A 17,552-nucleotide genomic window follows, 5' to 3' on the forward strand; every position below is an offset into this window, starting at 1 on the left:
GTTCGATCGAGGGTGTCGGCATACAGGGGACAAGTGGGAGGAACGACCGCAGACCGAATTCGATCAAGGAAATGATCGGCCGAACCCGGGAACGTATGACTGAAAACCGGCGTTGAATGACCGAACGCCATGGGGGTGGAGCAACCTCCGCTCCGGAATGATGAATTCGCTCGCATTCGCTTCACGCCTCGGGTGCGGGTGCTCACACAGGACGGGGGTCGTGTGCACGCGATGACGCAGCAGCGAGCGGCGGACCATCGGCCGTACTTCTTCTTGAGTTATGCCCATACACCGGGGTACGGCGGTGGAACCGACCCCGACATGTGGGTCGAACGCCTCTTCAAGGATCTCTGTGACCACGTGCTGGCCATGACGGATCTGCCCGCGGGCGCGCCCGCGGGGTTCATCGACCGGGAGATACGCTCCGGCGAGGGCTGGTCGGAGCGGCTCGGCGAGGTGCTCGCCACCTGCCGGGTGTTCGTTCCGCTGTTCTCGCCGCGTTACTTCGCCAGTGAGATGTGCGGCAAGGAGTGGTACGCCTTCGCGCAGCGCGCCATCCACTACCGGGCCCGCTCCAACCAGCCGGCCGAGGCGATCGTCCCGGCGCTCTGGGTGCCCGTTCCGCCGAGCCAGCTCCCCGGCCCGGCCGAACGGTTGCAGTTCAACCACCGCGACTTCGGGGACCGTTACGTCAGCGACGGGCTCTACGGCCTCATCAAGCTCAGGCTCTTCGCCGAGGAGTACGAGCGCGCGGTCTACGAACTCGCCAAGCGCATCGTCAACGTCGCCGACACCATAAAGATCGGCACCGGGCGCCCGGTCGACTACCGGCTCGCCCCCAGTGCCTTCGGCCCGCCCAACAGCGTGGCCGGCGGACCCCGCCCCATGCAGGTCACCATTGCCGCACCCACCCGGCACGACCTGCCCGAGGGGCGCATGGCCGACTACTACGGCGACAACCCGCAGGACTGGAACCCCTACCACCCCAGCACCACCCGTCCGCTGGCCTATGTCGCCGAGGACCTGGTGCGTTCCCTCAACTACCAGGCCACCATCTCCTCGTTCGACGAGGAGGTGGGGCACGGGGAGGGCAAACAGCCGCCCAGCAGGCCCGAGATCCTGCTCGTCGACCGCTGGGCCCTGCAGGACGAGGACCGGCGCAGGAGGCTCGCCGCCTTCGACGCCGAGAACCGGCCCTGGGTCACGATGGTCGTGCCGTGGAGTCGCGAGGACCGGCAGAGCATGGCGGTCGAGGCCGAACTGACCGAGAAGCTCGAACAGACCATGCCGACCAAGATGCGCCAGGGGCGCGCCTACTGCCGCGCCGCGGCCAGGGGCGTGCCCAGCATGGAGGCGTTCGGGCAGATCCTGCCGCAGGTGGTCGAGGTGGCGGCCCAGCAGTACCTGAGACACGCGGCGGTGTATCCACCCGCCACCGGTGGCGGACACAGCGAACGGACGAGGTTGCTGGGGCCGATGGCACAGACGAACTACATCCCCGAGACACACGACCCTGCGACGGATGGGGAGGACACGGATGACGGCCGGTCGTGACGGGCGCATCGTCACCTTCTACTCGTACAAGGGCGGCACCGGGCGCACCATGGCCCTGGCCAACACCGCCTGGATACTCGCCGCCAACGGCAAACGGGTACTGGCCGTCGACTGGGACCTGGAGGCGCCGGGGCTCCACCGGTTCTTCCACCCGTTCCTCGACCCGTCCACCCTCGGTGCCACCACCGGTGTCATCGACCTGATCACCGAGTACGCGTGGGCCGCGACCAGCCCCGTCCAGCGCGCCGACGACTGGCACCGGGACTACGCCCGTATCCAGCCGCACGCCGTCTCCCTCGCCCCCGAGGCGCTCGGCTGGGAGTTCCCGCAGGGCGGCACCCTGGACTTCGTGTCCGCCGGGCGACAGAACCGCGAGTACTCCGCGACCGTCTCCACCTTCGACTGGGACAACTTCTACGACCGGCTCGGCGGCGGCCACTTCTTCGACGCCCTGCGCGACGACATGAAGGCCAACTACGACTACGTCCTCATCGACAGCCGTACCGGCCTCAGCGACATCGCCGACATCTGCACCGTCCACCTCCCCGACGTCCTCGTCGACTGCTTCACGCTCAGCGACCAGTCCATCGACGGCGCCGCCTCCGTGGCCCGGCAGATCTCCGAGCGCTACACCGGCCGCCCCATCTCCATCTTCCCCGTTCCGATGCGCATCGACGAGGGCGAGAAGGAGAAGGCGGACGCCGGACGAGCCCTGGCCCGGCTGAAGTTCGACCGGCTGCCGCGCGACCTGTCCGGGGACGAACTCACCGCCTACTGGGGCGCGGTGGAGATCCCGTACCGCCCCTACTACGCGTACGAGGAGACCCTCGCGACCTTCGGGGACGAGGCCGGTCTCACCAACTCGCTGCTCTCCGCCTTCGAACGGCTCACCGCCGTCATCACCGCCCAGCAGATCACCTCGATGCCACCGGTCGGCGAAGAGGTGCGGCTGCGCATCCGGGACGCCTTCACCCGGCGCAGGCCGGCCCTGCCCGCCGATCTCTTCCTCAGCTACGTGGCGGAGAACCGGATGTGGGCCGACTGGATCGAGTCCGTGCTCACCAGGGCCGGATTCCGCGTCGTGCCGCGCGACGTGTCCGCCGAGCGGAGCACCCCGGAACCGGCGACCCCCGAGAACGCGGCCCGCACCGTGGTGCTGCTCTCCAGCGCCTACCTCAAGTCCCAGCGCGCGGTGAACCTCTGGGAACGGGCCGTCGCGGAGGACCCCGGCGGCGGCCGGCGCCATCTGCTGCCGCTCAGGGTCGGCGACGTGCGGCTGTCCGCGCCCTACATCGACCGCAACCCCGTCGATCTCTTCCGGCTCGACGAGGTGCACGCCACCGCCGCCCTGCTGCGCGCCCTGGACCGGCCCGTGCAGCTCAGCGACTCCGTCTCGCCCGGACCGCGTTTCCCCGGCACCGTCCCCAGGATCTGGAACGCGCCGCCGCGCAACCCCGGCTTCACCGGCCGCTCCCTGGTCCTGGAGCGGATGCGCGACCAGCTCGGCGGCGGCATGGCCGTCGTGCTGCCGCAGCCGCAGACCCTGTACGGACTCGGCGGCGTCGGCAAGACCCAGGTCGCCCTGGAGTACGTGCACCGGTTCATGGCGGACTACGACCTGGTCTGGTGGATATCTTCCGAGCAGACCGACGACGTGGTGGCCGCGCTGGCCGAACTCGCGGTCCGGCTGGGCGCCCAGGGCGGCGACGACATGGCGGCGGCCTCCCAGGAGGCGGTCGACCTGCTGCGGCGCGGGGTGCCGTCGGACCGCTGGCTGCTGGTCTTCGACAACGCCGACGATCCCGAACGGCTCCGGCGCTACTTCCCGCAGGGCGGGTCCGGCCACATCCTGGTCACCTCGCGCAACCAGGCGTGGTCCCAGCACGGCGACGCGCTGCCCGTCGACGTCTTCCTGCGCGAGGAGTCCATCGAGCACCTCCAGCGCCGGGCTCCCGGACTGAGCGACGAGGACGCCGCCCAGGTGGCCACCGCCGTCGGCGACCTGCCGCTGGCCGTCGAGCAGGCGGCGGCCTGGATCGCGGAGACCGCCACCCCGATCGACACCTATCTGGAGCAGCTGGCCCAGCAGGCCCCCGAGGTCCTGGCGCTCAACCAGCCGGCCGGTTACCCGGAGCCGGTCGCCGCGACCTGGAACATCTCCATCGAACGGCTCAAGGAGCGCTCGCCCGCCGCGGTGCGGCTGCTCCAGCTCTGCGCCTTCTTCGCCCCCGAGCCCATCTCGGGGAACCTCCTGTACAGCAAGGAGATGATCGAGGCGCTGAAGCCGTACGACGCCTCGCTCCAGGAGAAACTGGTGCTGGGCCGGGTCATCCGGGAGATCGGCCGGTTCGCCCTCGCCAAGGTCGACCAGGTCTCCAACTCCATCCAGGTGCACCGGCTCGTCCAGGCGGTCATCCGGGCACAGCTCAGCGAGCAGGAGCAGCGGGACGCCCGGCACGCCGTGCACCGCATCCTGGCGGGCGCCCGGCCCGACGACGACGAGCCGATCGACAATCCCTCGACCTGGCCGCAGTTCGCCACCATCTGGCCGCACCTCGGCCCGTCCGACGCGCGCAACTGCAAGGAGCCCGAGGCCCGCAGGCTGCTGATCGACCGGGTCCGCTACCTCTGGAAGCGCGGTGACTTCAGGACCGCCACCACGCTCTGCGAGGACCTGCGCGAGATCTGGCGGGAGACACTGGGGGAGCGGGACATCCAGTACCTCTACCTCTGCTTCCACCTCTCCAACATCTACCGCTCGCGCGGCCGTTACGTGGAGGCCCGGGAGCTCGACGAGATCACCCTGTCGGTGCAGCAGGAGGTCCTGGGCCCGGAGCACCCGCACACGTACATGAGCACCAGCAGCCTGGCGACGGACCTGGGCACGCTCGGCGAGTACACCAGGGCGATCGAGCTGGCCACCGAGGCCACCGAGGGGTTCAACCAGATCTTCCACGAATCGCACCCGAGGACCCTGGCCGCGGCCAACAACCTGGCGTTCACCCTGCGCTCCATCGGGCAGTACGCCAAGGCCCGCGAGATCGACCAGGACGTCTTCGACCGGCGCGTCGAGGTGCTGGGCGCGGAACACCCCTACAGCCTCTCCTCGGCCATGAACCTGGCCCGGGACCTGCGGGACGTCGGCCGGTACGAGGACTCGGTCGGCATCCTCAGCCGTACGTACGACAGCTACAAGGCCACTCTGGGCCGGGCCTTCCCCGGCACGCTGAGCGCGGCGAAGAGCCTGGCCGTGTCGCTGCGCCGCGCGGGCAGACTGGAGGACGCCCGCCGGCTGACGGTGGCCACCCGGGGCAGGTACCGGGCCAAGTACACCTCGGCCAACCCGGAGTCGCTGGCCTGCGACCTCAACATGGCGGCCGACCTGTACGCGGCCGGTGAGACGACCGAGGCCAGGGACACCGCGCAGGAGGTCGTCGACCAGTACATGAAGGTGCCGGGGGAGAAGCACCCGTACACCCTGGCCGCGCTGAACAACCTCGGTGTCTACCAGTCGGGCACCGGCGCGTCGGATGAGGCGGTGCGGGTACTGACCCGGGTCGTCGCCGCGATGCGCGAGGTGTACGGGCCGGAGCACCCCAACACCCTGTTCTGCGTGATGAACCTGGCCAACGCGACGGCGGAGAGGGGCGATCTCGAACTGGTCCTGGAGACCGAGGAGAAGGTGTCCGGACAGCTCCGCCGGGTCCTGGGGGCGCACCATCCGGAGACCCTGGCCATGACGTCCAACATGGCGGTCACGCTCGACGCGCTGGGCCGCAAGGACGAGGCGCTGCGGCTGAGGAGCGAGACGGTCGAGGAGTTGTCCCGGCAGCTCGGCGACGACCACCCGATGACCCGGATCGCCCGGGACGAGCGCCGGTTCGAGCGCGAGCTGGAACCGACGGCGGTGTAGGCGCCGGGGAGCGTCCGGCCACGAGGCCGGACGCTCCCCGGACCGTCGCTCATTCGGCCGGCGGATCCAGCAGCCAGTTCAGGATCCTGGGCAGCGCGTGCAGCGCGTCGAAGTGGGCTGCCGCCGGTTCCACCACGACGGTGGAGTTCGGGATGCGTTCGGCCAGCCAACGGGAGTGGTTCACCGGCGAGAACACGTCCTTCTCGCCGTGCCACAGCAGCACCGGTCCCGTGATGTCCGCCGGATCGAACCCCCACGGATTGGAGAACGCGAGCGCGTCGTCGATCCAGCCCCAGGCCGAAGTGCGCAACCCCTCACGGTAGTTGCGCAGCAACATGGTGCGGACCCCGGCGTCGTTGACCACCATCCGGTCGGATTCGGTCAGTTCCTGGCGCAGCTCGTCGATGAGCTGGACCGGGTTCTGCCGGATCACCGCGGACCGTGAGATGAACGACTCCGCCAGCCCGTCCGGATCGGCCGTCGCGGTGGAGTACGCCAGCACATTGGACGCGGCCATCCCCTCGAACCAGTCGAGACCGTCGGCGCTGCGGGGCGCCAGTCCGACCAGGGCGGCCGTCCGGGTCACCCGGTCGGGCATCAGCGCCGCGCAGGCCAGGGCGTGCGGGGCGCCGCCGGACCGCCCCACCACGGCGAACCGCTCGATGCCGAGGTGGTCCGCGATGGCCCGCACGTCCTCGACGGCGTCGGCGACGCAGCGGCCCGGAAGCCGGTCGGAGTCGCCGTAGCCCGGCCGGTCGTAGGTGATCAGCTGGGTCTTGCGCTGGTACAGCACCATGCCGCGCGGAGCCGGGCCGAGTCTGCTGCCGGGCATTCCGTGCATCAGGAAGACCGGCCTGCCCCGGGGATCCCCCAGGCGTTCCACCACCAACTGCCGCCCGTCCCCCGCGCGCACCCGACTACGCACTCCGCGCCTCCTCCGTGTGGTGCGGGCACCATGTGCCCGGCTTGTGCCACCCGATTCGATGATGGCTCATCAGAGCTCTTGCCGGAGATGTGCGTTGGGAAACCGTGGAGGCATTCGGAGAGTGCGCCCGTCCCGGAGAGAAGGTGCGAGTGCAACGGTGCGGGGGCTCCGGCCGGCAGCCGTGCGGGCACGGTCGGCCCCGTGGAGGAGGCGGGCCGTGCCCGCGGGGGAGCGCGGCGGTCAGGCGGTCTTCGCCGGTGCCACGCCGAAGATGTCCACGGCGTGGTAGTACGTCCACGCGGTGCTGTTGCACGCGGTGAGCTTCGCGCCGGTGTAGGCGGCGCACACGCGCTTGAGGTCCGCGTAGAACGCGGAGTCGATGCGGGACTTGTTGGCGGAGAAGGTGCCGGCGGCCTTGTAGTTGCGGTAGCCGAAGTCGTGGCGGGCGCAGGCGGTCTGGAAGGGGAAGCCGAAGGGGTTGTCGGGGGAGCTGCTGCAGTAGTCCGTCGACCAGTCGAAGCCGTACGCGGCCCAGGCGCTCTGGTTGCCGCGGGCGGACTTCCAGGCGTTGTAGCTGGACAGGCTCGTCTGGGTCCAGGAGCTGAGGACCTGGGGCTTGTCCGCGGGGGCGGCCGAGGCGGACGCGGCGGGGAGCAGGGCGAGCGGGAGCGACAGAGCCGCCGCGGCGAGCGGAGCGGCGAATCGGCGACGCATGAGCAACCTCCGGGGTACGAAAGCCAGTTGGGCCCGTGCTCCTCGTGGTTTCACGGGGTCGCTCCAGCATGACGGCATGTACTTGTCATGCCTAGGGGCCGTTCGGTGGATCAGGGGGCCGTCGACTCCAGGTGGTAGGTCGTGTCGACCCAGAAGCCGTTCGCGGCCCTCGCCCTGATCTCCAGCACGTACTCGCCCGGGAGCAGCGGCGGGAAGCCGCCCCAGACACCCCACGCGTAACGCTGCGTCGACTCCGTGCGGAACGACGCGGAGAACTCCCGCAGCGGCAGCGGGACGCCGTTGAGCGACGCGGTGGCCTCCACCACCGGCATGGACAGGGGCACCCGCGAGTACGACCGGGGGTGCTGCATGTTGAGCACGGGGAAGAAGGCCGGCCGGTCCGAGGGGATCGGGCAGCGCCGCACCACCCGGCCGCCGTAGGTGCCGGCCAGGAACCAGAGGTCGTCCGGCTGGTTCCAGGCGGCGTGCTCGCCCGTCGTGTCCCTGACCGGGCTGCGGTCGTCGGGCGCGGACATGGCCCACTTCCACCACCGGCCCGCGAGTTCCCCGCCCTCTTCGTCGCTCGGCCTCCACATGTCTCCGGACCGGCCCGCACCGTTCATGACGCCCCTCCCGCGTACACCCCCTGACCAGGGGTTCGACTCGAACATGCGGACAGTACCCGGGGCGCGCGAGGGGGCCGACAGCGGCCTCCGGGACCGGTCGCGCCGGTGCGGGAGGCCGCTGTCGGAGGTGGTCAGCCGATGGAGACCGTCCGTGCCCAGGCGGGCGGGGAGACCGGAACGTGGTGGGGGTCGTCCTCGTCCCACGGCCGGGGGAACAGGCCCACCACCGTCCGGCACGACGGCGGAGCACTCGGCCAGGGCGTCTGACCGTCGGTCAGGACCACGACCACATCGGGCCGGGGCCGCGTCCGCAGCGCCCTGGCGAAGCCCGTGCGCAGATCCGTTCCCCCGCCGCCCACCAGCGGTATCCCCTCGGCGCTGCACAGCGGGTGCGCGACCCGGGCGGCCGCGTCGCACGGGAGGACGGTGACCAGGTCGCGACGGCCGCCGACGGCGCGGGAGATCGCGGCCACCTCCAGGAGCGCGCCGCCCAGTTCGGCGTCGCTGACCGAACCGGACGTGTCGATGACCACGCAGACCCGGGGCGGCCTGCGCCGCAGGCTCGGCAGGACGGCCCCGGGCACGCTCGCCGAGCGCCGCGACGGACGGCCGTACGTGTAGTCCTCGCCCGCACCGGCCCCCGAGGCGGCCGAACGGACCGCCGCGCCCAGCAGATCCCGCCACGGCTGGGGCGGGTGGAACGCCTCTTCCGCCCACCGCTTCCACCCCTTCGGGGCGTTCCCCGGACGGCCGGTGATGCCCTGCGCCACCCGGAACCGGACCGCGTCCTGCTCCTGTTCGCTGAGACCGTGCGCACCGTCCGGCCCCAGGTCCCACTCCCGTTCCAGCCCGTCGGCACCGCTGCCGCAGTCCAGCCAGGCGAGGTCCCCCAGATGCGACCCGAGCCGGAACTGGCGCAGGTAGTCCTCCATGAGCTGCCCCGTCGGGAGCCCCAGGGCCTCCGGATCGACGGCGCCCTCCGGCCGCGTCAGCCCCTCGCCGAACACGTCGTCGTTGATCTCGCAGTCGGCGGCGATGTTCATCCGCAGCCGCTCCCCGGGGCCGGTCAGCCCGCGCTCCCGGGCCACCCGGTCGCCGCGCCCGTGGTGGTCGCGCAGCAGGTGCGACACCTCGTGCACCCATACCCCGGCCAGTTCCTCCACCGGGGTCCGGTCCACGAAGCCGGGCGAGACGTAGCAACGCCAGTGCCGGTCGACGGCCATCGTCGGAACCCGCCGCGACTCCACGACCCGCAGGGCGAACAGGGCCGTCGCCAGGTAGGGGCGGACCCGGACGGCCTGCAGCCGGGCGGCGAAGAGCTTGTCGAGGTCCAGCGCCCCGGGCCCGTCCAGTGCCCCGGGCCCGTCCGGTGTTCCGTGCCCGTCCGGGACCGTCGGCTCGCCCGGGGTCATCGGCCGGCCTTCGCGGCGGCCGCGGCCCGGTCCGCCCGCCGGGACAGGGAGACCACTCCGGCGAGCCGTTCGATCGACTCCGGAACGTCCCAGTCCTCCTGGCGCAGCGAGGCGAGCGTGGTCGCGGGGACGACCACCACGTCCGGGGCCCCGTCCTCCAGCGCCCGGACCAGCAGCGCCCACGCGGCGTCCCAGCGGGACTTCTCCGGGCGGTTGCGGACCGCCGCCACCGCGCCGTCGAGCGCGGCCTGGCGCAGGTCCCCCCGTTCGGGCAGCTCGGCCCCCGCCGGGTCGGCGAGGAGCGTCTCGGGGTCCGGCAGGTCCATCCGGTCCAGGGCCGCCAGCAGCTCCAGCCCCGGACCGTCCCCCACGGTGCCCCTGACCAGCAGGGAGAGCACGTCCCGGGAGGAGTCGGCCGCGGTCGCGAACGCGATCAGACGCAGGGTCATGTCCCAGCTGCGGGGCGACGGCCAGGCCCCGCCCCGGTGCGTCTCGCCGCTGGGCAGCCGGTGCACGAGCGCGGGACGGGCGGTGAGGAGCCCGCACACCGCGCGGCGGGCGAAGTCCACGGCCTGCGACAGCCGCCCGGGGTCGAGCCGCGGCAGCGTCGCCCGGGGCCAGGTCCCGCCGAGGCCGCGCACCACCACCTCGTGGTCGTGCGTCCACTGGAGGTGCACGAACCGGTTGGCCAGCGGCGGGCTCAGCTCCCAGCCGTCGGCCGCCGAGGAACGCGGATTGGCGGCGGCCACGATCCGTACCCCGGAGGGCAGCCGCAGGGCACCGACCCGCCGTTCCAGCACGAGGCGGAGCAGGGCGGCCTGGACGGCCGGGGGCGCGGTGGACAGTTCGTCCAGGAACAGCAGCCCCCGGCCGGCCTTCACCAGGCGCACCGCCCAGTCCGGCGGCGCCATCGGGACGCCCTGTTCCGCGGGGTCGTCACCGATGACGGGCAGCCCCGAGAAGTCGGACGGCTCGTGCACGCTGGCGATGACGGTGGTCAGCGGAAGGTCCAGGGACTCGGCGAGCCGGGTGAGGGCGGCGGTCTTGCCGATGCCGGGCTGACCCCACAGGAGTACCGGCAGGTCGGCGGCCACGGCCAGGGTCAGGGCTTCCAGCCGGCTGTCGGGGCGGGGTTCGGTGGTGGTCTCGTTCAGCAGGGCCGTCAGTTCGTCGGCGATGTCGAGCTGGGCGGCACGGTCCCGGACGACGGGCGCGACGGGGGAGACGGGGGAGACGAAAGGGGCGGAGGGGGCTGCGGGGGTGCGTACGGGCATGGCTGATCACCTTTGGAGTCGTGGTGGATGTACGGGGCCGGCGGGCGCCGGTTCAGCGAAGGGCCGCGTCGCGCGGGTGCGCGCGGCGGTGCCGGGGGCGATGGCGGTACGGATGGATGCGGTCGGGCCCCTCTGCCAGGCCCGCCCGGAACAGTCCGTAGGTGATCCGCCGCCGCGCGGCCTCCTCCAGCTCGTCCCGCAGTTCGCCGCTGCGCAGCAGCGCGCCGGGGCCCAGCAGGCCCTCGACGACGGCCAGCGCACCGGCGATGTCGCCGTGGTCCAGGCGTTCGCGCACGCCTGTGAGGCAGTCCGGGCGGCGGTGCGCCTCGTCGATGGCCCGCAGGCAGGGGAGCGGAGTGCCGGTCAGGGCGACCAGCAGCTCCTCCCGGCGGATCTCGGCCGGGTCGTGGTCCAGCGGGACCAGTACCCCGTCGACCAGGCCGATCCGGTGCCGGTCGCCCCGGCACTCCACGAGGCGCGGCTGCCCCGGCGGGTCCGGGGGCCGGGCCGCGGCGGCCGGTGTGTGATCCGGCATCAGGGCCGCGACGACCAGCGGGTGCAGCCGGTCGGCCCCGATCGCACCGGTGCGGATCAGTTCGAGGTCGGGCAGCGTCCAGGTCGCCGCGTCGGGCAGCACCGGCGGTGCGGACGGGCCGTCGGCCCCGCCCGCGAGCCGCAGCGCGGGCGGCCCGTGGCCGTCCCGTTCCGCGGCCAGGTCCAGGAGCAGCCGGTGCCGGCCCCCGAACCGTACGGCGACGGGGCCCGCGGACCGCCCCTCGGCGCGGAGCAGGAGCCGTGCCTCGGCCGCCCACCGGTCGACGGCGCAGTGACGCCCCGGAGGCACCGCCTCCAGCACCTCCGGGGGCACCGGGGGCGGGCTGCCGGAGGGCGGCGGGCCGACCCCGGACCGGGCCCGCAGCTCGTCGGCCCGGCGCGCGTCCCACAGATGGCGGTGCAGGTCGAGGCGGAACCGGGGGTTCGGGCGGTGGTGCGGGTGGCGGCGGGGACCGTCCCCGGAGCCGTCCCACAGCGCGAGGCCGACCCGCTGGCCGGCGTCCGCCCAGGCGGGCGGGGTCCGCACCACCAGGTGCACCGGGCGCACGCCGTCGGACCCCTCGGTGTCGTAACGGGCCAGAGTGATCGTCAGACCCGGTCGCAGCAGCCCGCGAGGAGCGATCCTCGGCATGTGCCAGCGCAACAGGTCGGGCGCCAGATGACGGAGGTCGTCCCGGAGCCGGGAGGCGAGCTCCCTGCCGTGGGCGTGCGCCGCGGACCGCGGGCTGAGATCGATGTCGATGCCCGCGGCGGCACATGCCCCCGCCCAGTCGCCGACCCGGCGGCGGGCGGTCGCGGTCTCGATCATGGAGGGCGGCACGGCGAACTCGCGCACACGCCGCCAGAAGGAAAGCCGGGAATCCCCGTTCGCGTCCTGAGTGAGCATCAGCACTCACCTTGCGCGGACGGGTCCCCCAATCTGCTGAGAGAGTAAGTGGTCATCGCGAGGCAGCGTAGCTCCCCTTTCCCCGATCGGCCAGGGTTTTCCTTCCGGCCGGACCCCGATCGGACCCCCGGCCGAACGTCGGCCGGACCCCGGCCGGACGTCGGCCGGGCCCGATCGGACCCCGGCCGGACCTTCGGCGCACGGGGGTCGCCGGGCCGTGGGGTCAGTCGACGACCGAGCCGATGGCGGGGTGGTCGCCGGTGAGTTCCTCCGGGGTGCGGCGCACGGCGACCAGGAGGGTGACGATCGTGCCCGCCACCGCCCAGGCGGAGAGCACCAGCAGGGGGCCGGTGATCGTGTTGCCCTTGAAGTAGGCGATCGAGCGCGCCACCCAGGTGCCCGCGCCGGGGGGCAGGGCGGGGCCGATCGCCCGCCAGAAGTCAGGCAGCATCGGCAGCGGGAAGGCGCCGCCGGCGCTCGGGTTGCCCGCGATCACCACGATCAGGACGGCCAGGCCGATGCCGACGATGCCGGTGAGGGCCTGGAGGGCGAGCGTGAGCATGCCGACCGCGAAGACGGTCAGCGCACCCAGCCCCGACAGGCCCCAGAAACTTCCGGGCAGGGCGCCGAGGATCGGGCCGATGATGAGCGCGCCGCCGATCCCTCCCACGATCGAGTACAGCGCCATGACACCGGTCCGGATCACCGCGCGTTGGCGGTTGGCGGGCTTGGCGCCCGCGCTGATCGCGAGGATCGAGGCGCAGAGGTAGCCGCCCACGCACCAGCCCACGACCAGGTAGAAGGACGAGATCCCGTTGAAGTCCTGGTCGGAGGCGGGGGCCAGGTCCACGGTGCGCACCGTGCGCTGCTGCGTCCGGTCGACCTCGGTGATGATCCGCGTCAGCGTGTCGGCCATGGCCGTGCCGCCGCCGGAGGCGACGAGGACGGTGTCGGTGGTGCCGGTGGGGTTCACGACCAGGGCGCCGTCGATCTCGCGGTCGAGGATCTGCGCGCGGGCCGCGGCCTCGTCGGCGACCGGGCGGGGGTCCAGCGGACCGCCGGGCAGCGCCTTCAGGTCGGCCGTGAGCCGGGCGGACATCTGCTGGGGCGCGACCACGCCGAAGGGCACGTCCGTCGGTTTCGGCTTGTGCAGCGCCCCGACGTAGGACGTGATGAACAGCAACTGCAGTGCGAGCACACCGATGACGAGCACCGCGGCCCGTGGGGTGACGGCGTTCTTCACCTCGTCGACGAAGGTCATGTCCCCAACGTTCCGGGGCATCGGCCGTTCGTGCAGTCGGGGCTGGGCCGGATGGCGGACCGCGGGGCCGGGGCCGTCCGTGCGGTTCCGCCCCGCCGGGTTGACGCGCCGACACTTTTTACCGACGCGTAACTTCCCATGCGACCTTACTCACGCGTAATTTGGCACGAAGCAAGCAGAGCCAGCGTCAGAACTTGTGGTCCGGGCCGCAGGGTGCACAGACATCGAAACTCCCCTGAGCCGCAAGGAGACCCCACGATGCTGCCCCGGAACCGTGCGTCGCGCACCCCACGTGCGCGCAGGACCCTCGCCGCACTGCTCCTCGCCGTCGCCGCAGTCGCCACCTCCACGACCACCGCGGCCGCGGCCGCCCCCACCGCCGCCACGGCCACGTCCCGCGGCTGGAACGACTACTCCTGCAAGCCCTCCGCAGCCCACCCCCGCCCGGTCGTCCTGGTCCACGGAACCTTCGGGAACTCCATCGACAACTGGCTGGTCCTCGCGCCCTACCTGGTCAACCGGGGCTACTGCGTCTACTCCCTCGACTACGGCCAGCTGCCCGGCGTGCCGTTCTTCAACGGCCTCGGCCCGATCGACAAGTCGGCCGGCCAGCTCGCCGCGTTCGTCGACAAGGTGCTCGCCGCCACCGGAGCCCCCGAGGTCGACCTCGTCGGCCACTCCCAGGGCGGCATGATGCCGAACCACTACCTGAAGTTCCTCGGCGGAGCCCCCAAGGTGAACGCCCTGATCGGGCTCGCCCCCGACAACCACGGCACCACCCTCCTCGGGCTGACGAAGCTGCTGCCGTACTTCCCCGGGGTCGAGGACCTGCTGAACGCCAACACCCCCGGCCTCGCCGACCAGGTGGCGGGCTCCCCGTTCATGACCAGGCTCAACGCGGGCGAGGACACCGTGCCGGGCGTGGACTACACCGTCATCGCGACCCGGTACGACGAGGTCGTGACCCCGTACCGCACGCAGTTCCTGGACGGGCCGAACGTGCGCAACGTCCTGCTCCAGGACCTGTGCCCGGTCGATCTCTCCGAGCACGTGGCGATCGGCACCATCGACCGGATCGCGTACCACGAGGTGGCGAACGCCCTCGACCCGGCGCACGCCACCCCCACCACCTGCGCCTCGGCCATCGGCTAGGGATCGGACCGGGCGGGGAGCAGGGGGACGGACGCTCCGTGCGCCGGTGACGAGCGGTCGCACCCGCGGCGGTACGAGGGGCCGGTCGGCCGCGCCCCTCGTACCGCCGTGAGCCGGTGTGGCGCCGCTCGGGCGGTCCGTGCGCCCGGATTCACCACCGCGAGCCGAACGCGATCCGTCCGGAGGGGCGCCGTTGTCGGTGGCGGCTGGCACGATCGACCCATGACGACGATCGACTGGGATTCCGCGGCCGACTCCTTCGACGAGGAACCCGACCACGGTCTGCTCGATCCGGTGGTCCGGCACGCCTGGGCACGGCGGATGGAGAGCTGGTTGCCCGAGGAGCGTTCCGAGGTGCTGGACCTGGGGTGCGGCACCGGGAGCCTCTCCCTCCTCGTCGCCGGGCAGGGCCACCGGGTCACGGCCCTGGACCGGTCCCCGCGCATGGTGGAGCAGGCGCGGGCCAAGCTCGCCGGGACGGGGACCGGGGTGCTCCTCGGGGACGCGGCCCGACCGCCGGTCGGCAGACGGCAGTTCGACGTCATCCTGGCCAGGCACGTGGTGTGGCTGCTGCCCGATCCGGCGGAGGCCCTGCGCCACTGGTTCGGCCTGCTGCGGCCCGGTGGCCGGCTGATCCTGATCGAAGGGGTCTGGAACGGCGTCGGAGTCCCCGCCGAGACCCTGACCGGGCTGCTCTCGGAATTCACCGAGCGCGTCCACCACGAACAACTCTCCGACGATCCGGACCTCTGGGGCAAGCGGGTCCACGACGAGCGCTACGCCCTGGTGGCCCGCGCCGTGCCGCCGCACCGGCACACCGAGGTCGTCGACGTGCACCTGATCCTCCGCCGGGGCTCCGAGGTCCTGCTCGCCCGCCGCGCCAACACGGGGTACGCGGACGGGCTGTTCAACGGCCCGTCCGGGCACGTCGAGGACGGCGAGGACGTCCGCGAGGCGATGATCCGCGAGGCCGCCGAGGAGATCGGGCTCGAACTCGGTCCGGACGAGCTGCGGGTCGCCCTGGTCATGCAGCACCGGGGCCCCGGCGGCGCCCCCAGGACGGGCTGGTTCTTCGAGGCGGAGTACGACCCCGACCGCGAACCCCACAACCGCGAGCCGGACAAGTGCTCCGAGCTGAGGTGGTTCCCGCTGGACGACCTCCCGGACGACATGGTCGCCTACTGCCGGGCGGGGCTCGACGGATACCGCGCGGGGGAGCACTTCCTGATCCACTGGCACGAGGACGGCGACTCCGTGGCCCACCGGCCGCACGGCGCGAGCCGGGCCGTCGCGCTGCCGGCCGGGCGGGCCGGCACCGGCGGGGTGCACCACATCGAGCTGTGGGTGCCCGACCTGGCGGCGGCCGAGCGGGGGTGGGGCTGGCTGCTCGGCGAGCTGGGCCACGTCCCGTACCAGCGCTGGGAGCACGGACGGAGCTGGCGGCGCGGCGAGAGCTACGTGGTGGTCGAGCAGTCGCCCGACCTGCTCCCGGAGCCGTACGACCGCCGCCGCCCCGGGCTCAACCACCTCGCGTTCCACGTCCGTGACCGGGCCGCCCTCGACGCCCTGGTGGCGCGGGCCCCGGAGCACGGCTGGCGGCAGCTCTTCGCGGACCGCTATCCGCACGCGGGCGGCGAGGAGCACGTCGCCGCCTATCTGGAGGACGCCGCGGGGTACGAGGTGGAGCTGGTCGCCGGGGGCCGCCGGGAGCCCCGCCCGGTACGGGTGGAAGCGGACCCGTACGCCGACGTCTGGGCGCGGCGCCGCGACTGACCGGGCCCGCCCCGGCCGGGAACCGGCCGGACGGAGCGGAACCCGGTGCCGGGCCGCGGTGCTCCCGGGCCGTCAGGCCAGCAGCGGCGCGAGGCCCTCCGCGCGGGCCAGCCGCTCCAGTTCGTCCAGCGCCCGGCGGGCCGCGTCGGCCGCCGCCGGGTCGTGTCCGGCCAGACCGCTCTGCTCGAACTCGTCCTCGTCCAGCCGCAGTACGGACGTGCCGTCCGCCGACACCCACAGGTCGAGGTCCAGGTCCTCCACCAGGAGCCGGCCGTCCCGCAGCACGGCGGGGCGGGTGATGTCGCAGTACCAGCCCTTGAGCACTCCCGCGCCGGAGCGGACCTCCTTCACCGCGTACCACCGGTCGCGCCAGTAGTGCTCGGTGAACACGTCGCCCGGCTCGAACCGCACGAAGCCGAAGTCCCGCACGCCGGGCGCCGCCCAGGGCGCCCGCACCGTCACCCGGACGCCGTCGTCGCGGACCACGTCCGCCGGATAGCTGATCTTGGTCCGCCCGGCCTTCACCAGGGCGACCGTCAGCGAGGTCTCAGCCGAGGCCGCGGACATACCGCACCTCCGTGGCACAGACCTCGTAGCCGAGCCACCGGTTGACCGCCAGCATCGGGCCGTTCGCCGTGTCGTTGCCGGTGTACGCGTCCGTGTACCCGGCGGCGCGGGCCCGGTGCAGCGAGTCGTTCTTGGCGAGTCTGGCCAGCCCCCGGCCTCGGTAGGCCCGGCGGGTCCCGGTCATGCCGGACATGTACCGGGTCAGGCCGTCGGTCTCCGCGAGGCTGAACGCCGCCGGCTCCCCGTCGACCACCGCGACCGTGGTCAGCCCGTGGTCGAGCAGGGGCACGTTCCAGGTGTGGTCGAGCCAGTCCTCGTAGTCGGTCAGCTCGGCCGGGATGTCGCCGGGCTCGTCGGCCGCGGTCTCGGCGTCCAGCTCGAAGAGCGGACGCGGATCGTCCGCGAAGTCCGCGGCGGTGCGCAACTCCACCCCCGCCGGTGGCTCCTGGCGGGGCGGCAGGTCCCCGCCCGCCAGGTCGAGGTGGAGGAAGTGCGCCGAACGGCTCGGCGCGTAGCCGCGCCTCTCGGCGAAGGCGTGGTTCGACGGGGCGTCGAGCACCCAGGCGTGGACCGTGGTCGCGCCCTCCCGGGCCAGGTGCTCCTCGGCCGTTTCCAGCAGCAGCGCGCCCGCCCCGCGCCCGGTGTGCTCCGGGTGGGTGTACGGATTGCAGAACCCCTGGCCGGGCTCGGGGCTGTCGTACGCGAGGCCGACCTGCGCGGTGCCGATGAGCTGCCCGTCCTCCTCGGCCACCAGCAGCCGGTAGCGCTTGTCGGGATGGGCGCGGGACAGGTCGTGGACGACGTGCTCGGGCGTCGTCACCATGTAGGGGAGCGCGGCGCGCCGGATCCGTACCCAGTCCTCCGCGTCGGCGGGCCGGAAGTCGCGAACGATGACAGTCATGGACCGGACGCTACGTGCGGGACGCCGGTGCCCGCTCCT

The 17,552-nt window shown here is 72.7% G+C and carries 13 protein-coding genes; 4 read left to right on the forward strand and 9 right to left on the reverse strand.

From position 1 onward, the window contains the following. The first annotated feature begins 231 nt into the window (after positions 1-231). Positions 232-1,554, forward strand: coding sequence for an FxsC protein (gene fsxC / locus ABZZ04_RS15755; RefSeq protein WP_356932758.1), 1,323 nt, complete (start codon positions 232-234; stop codon positions 1,552-1,554). Next, positions 1,538-5,467, forward strand: coding sequence for an FxSxx-COOH system tetratricopeptide repeat protein (gene fxsT, locus ABZZ04_RS15760; RefSeq protein ID WP_356932759.1), 3,930 nt, complete (start codon positions 1,538-1,540; stop codon positions 5,465-5,467). The genes fsxC and fxsT overlap by 17 nt, the downstream gene beginning before the upstream one ends. 49 nt (positions 5,468-5,516) lie before the next feature. On the opposite strand, the gene ABZZ04_RS15765 is transcribed toward fxsT, so the two are convergent. The 7 genes from ABZZ04_RS15765 to ABZZ04_RS15795 form a co-directional block, all read right to left on the reverse strand. Then, positions 5,517-6,392 (reverse strand): alpha/beta hydrolase, encoded by an 876-nt coding sequence (locus ABZZ04_RS15765; RefSeq protein ID WP_356932760.1) that lies wholly within the window; start codon positions 6,390-6,392, stop codon positions 5,517-5,519. Positions 6,393-6,632: 240 nt separating this feature from the next. Next, a complete protein-coding gene (locus ABZZ04_RS15770) occupies positions 6,633-7,106 on the reverse strand; it encodes a phospholipase (protein ID WP_356932761.1) in 474 nt (157 codons plus the stop codon). Positions 7,107-7,216: 110 nt separating this feature from the next. Continuing rightward, entirely contained in the window at positions 7,217-7,642 is a 426-nt protein-coding gene (locus ABZZ04_RS15775) for a hypothetical protein (protein WP_356932762.1), read from the reverse strand. A 221-nt stretch (positions 7,643-7,863) separates the two neighbouring features. Continuing rightward, positions 7,864-9,144 (reverse strand): VWA-like domain-containing protein, encoded by a 1,281-nt coding sequence (locus ABZZ04_RS15780; RefSeq protein WP_356932763.1) that lies wholly within the window; start codon positions 9,142-9,144, stop codon positions 7,864-7,866. Next, entirely contained in the window at positions 9,141-10,418 is a 1,278-nt protein-coding gene (locus ABZZ04_RS15785; protein WP_356932764.1) for a MoxR family ATPase, read from the reverse strand. The genes ABZZ04_RS15780 and ABZZ04_RS15785 overlap by 4 nt, the downstream gene beginning before the upstream one ends. Positions 10,419-10,470: 52 nt before the next feature. Next, the gene (locus tag ABZZ04_RS15790) at positions 10,471-11,859 is read right to left on the reverse strand and encodes a hypothetical protein (protein ID WP_356932765.1); all 1,389 of its coding nucleotides are present in this window, start codon (positions 11,857-11,859) and stop codon (positions 10,471-10,473) included. A gap of 223 nt (positions 11,860-12,082) precedes the next feature. Beyond that, positions 12,083-13,120, reverse strand: coding sequence for a DUF3533 domain-containing protein (locus tag ABZZ04_RS15795; protein WP_356932766.1), 1,038 nt, complete (start codon positions 13,118-13,120; stop codon positions 12,083-12,085). 258 nt (positions 13,121-13,378) lie between these two features. On the opposite strand from ABZZ04_RS15795, the gene ABZZ04_RS15800 reads away from it, so the two are divergent. Together ABZZ04_RS15800 and ABZZ04_RS15805 are read left to right on the forward strand one after the other, a co-directional pair. Continuing rightward, a complete protein-coding gene (locus ABZZ04_RS15800) occupies positions 13,379-14,272 on the forward strand; it encodes an alpha/beta fold hydrolase (RefSeq protein WP_356932767.1) in 894 nt (297 codons plus the stop codon). 222 nt (positions 14,273-14,494) lie between these two features. After that, positions 14,495-16,045 carry a trifunctional class I SAM-dependent methyltransferase/NUDIX hydrolase/VOC family protein gene (locus ABZZ04_RS15805; RefSeq protein WP_356932768.1) on the forward strand — a complete coding sequence of 517 codons (1,551 nt, stop codon included), beginning with the start codon at positions 14,495-14,497 and terminating at the stop codon, positions 16,043-16,045. A gap of 72 nt (positions 16,046-16,117) precedes the next feature. Here ABZZ04_RS15805 and ABZZ04_RS15810 read toward each other — a convergent pair whose 3' ends face one another. Both ABZZ04_RS15810 and ABZZ04_RS15815 read right to left on the reverse strand, forming a co-directional pair. Continuing rightward, entirely contained in the window at positions 16,118-16,612 is a 495-nt protein-coding gene (locus ABZZ04_RS15810; RefSeq protein WP_356932769.1) for a DUF402 domain-containing protein, read from the reverse strand. Further along, a complete protein-coding gene (locus tag ABZZ04_RS15815) occupies positions 16,593-17,513 on the reverse strand; it encodes a GNAT family N-acetyltransferase (RefSeq protein WP_356932770.1) in 921 nt (306 codons plus the stop codon). Before ABZZ04_RS15815 ends, ABZZ04_RS15810 begins: the two co-directional genes overlap by 20 nt. Positions 17,514-17,552: the final 39 nt, after the last annotated feature.

Source organism: Streptomyces sp. NPDC006435 (genome assembly GCF_040612315.1).
In the GTDB taxonomy this organism is placed as follows: Bacteria; Actinomycetota; Actinomycetes; order Streptomycetales; family Streptomycetaceae; genus Streptomyces.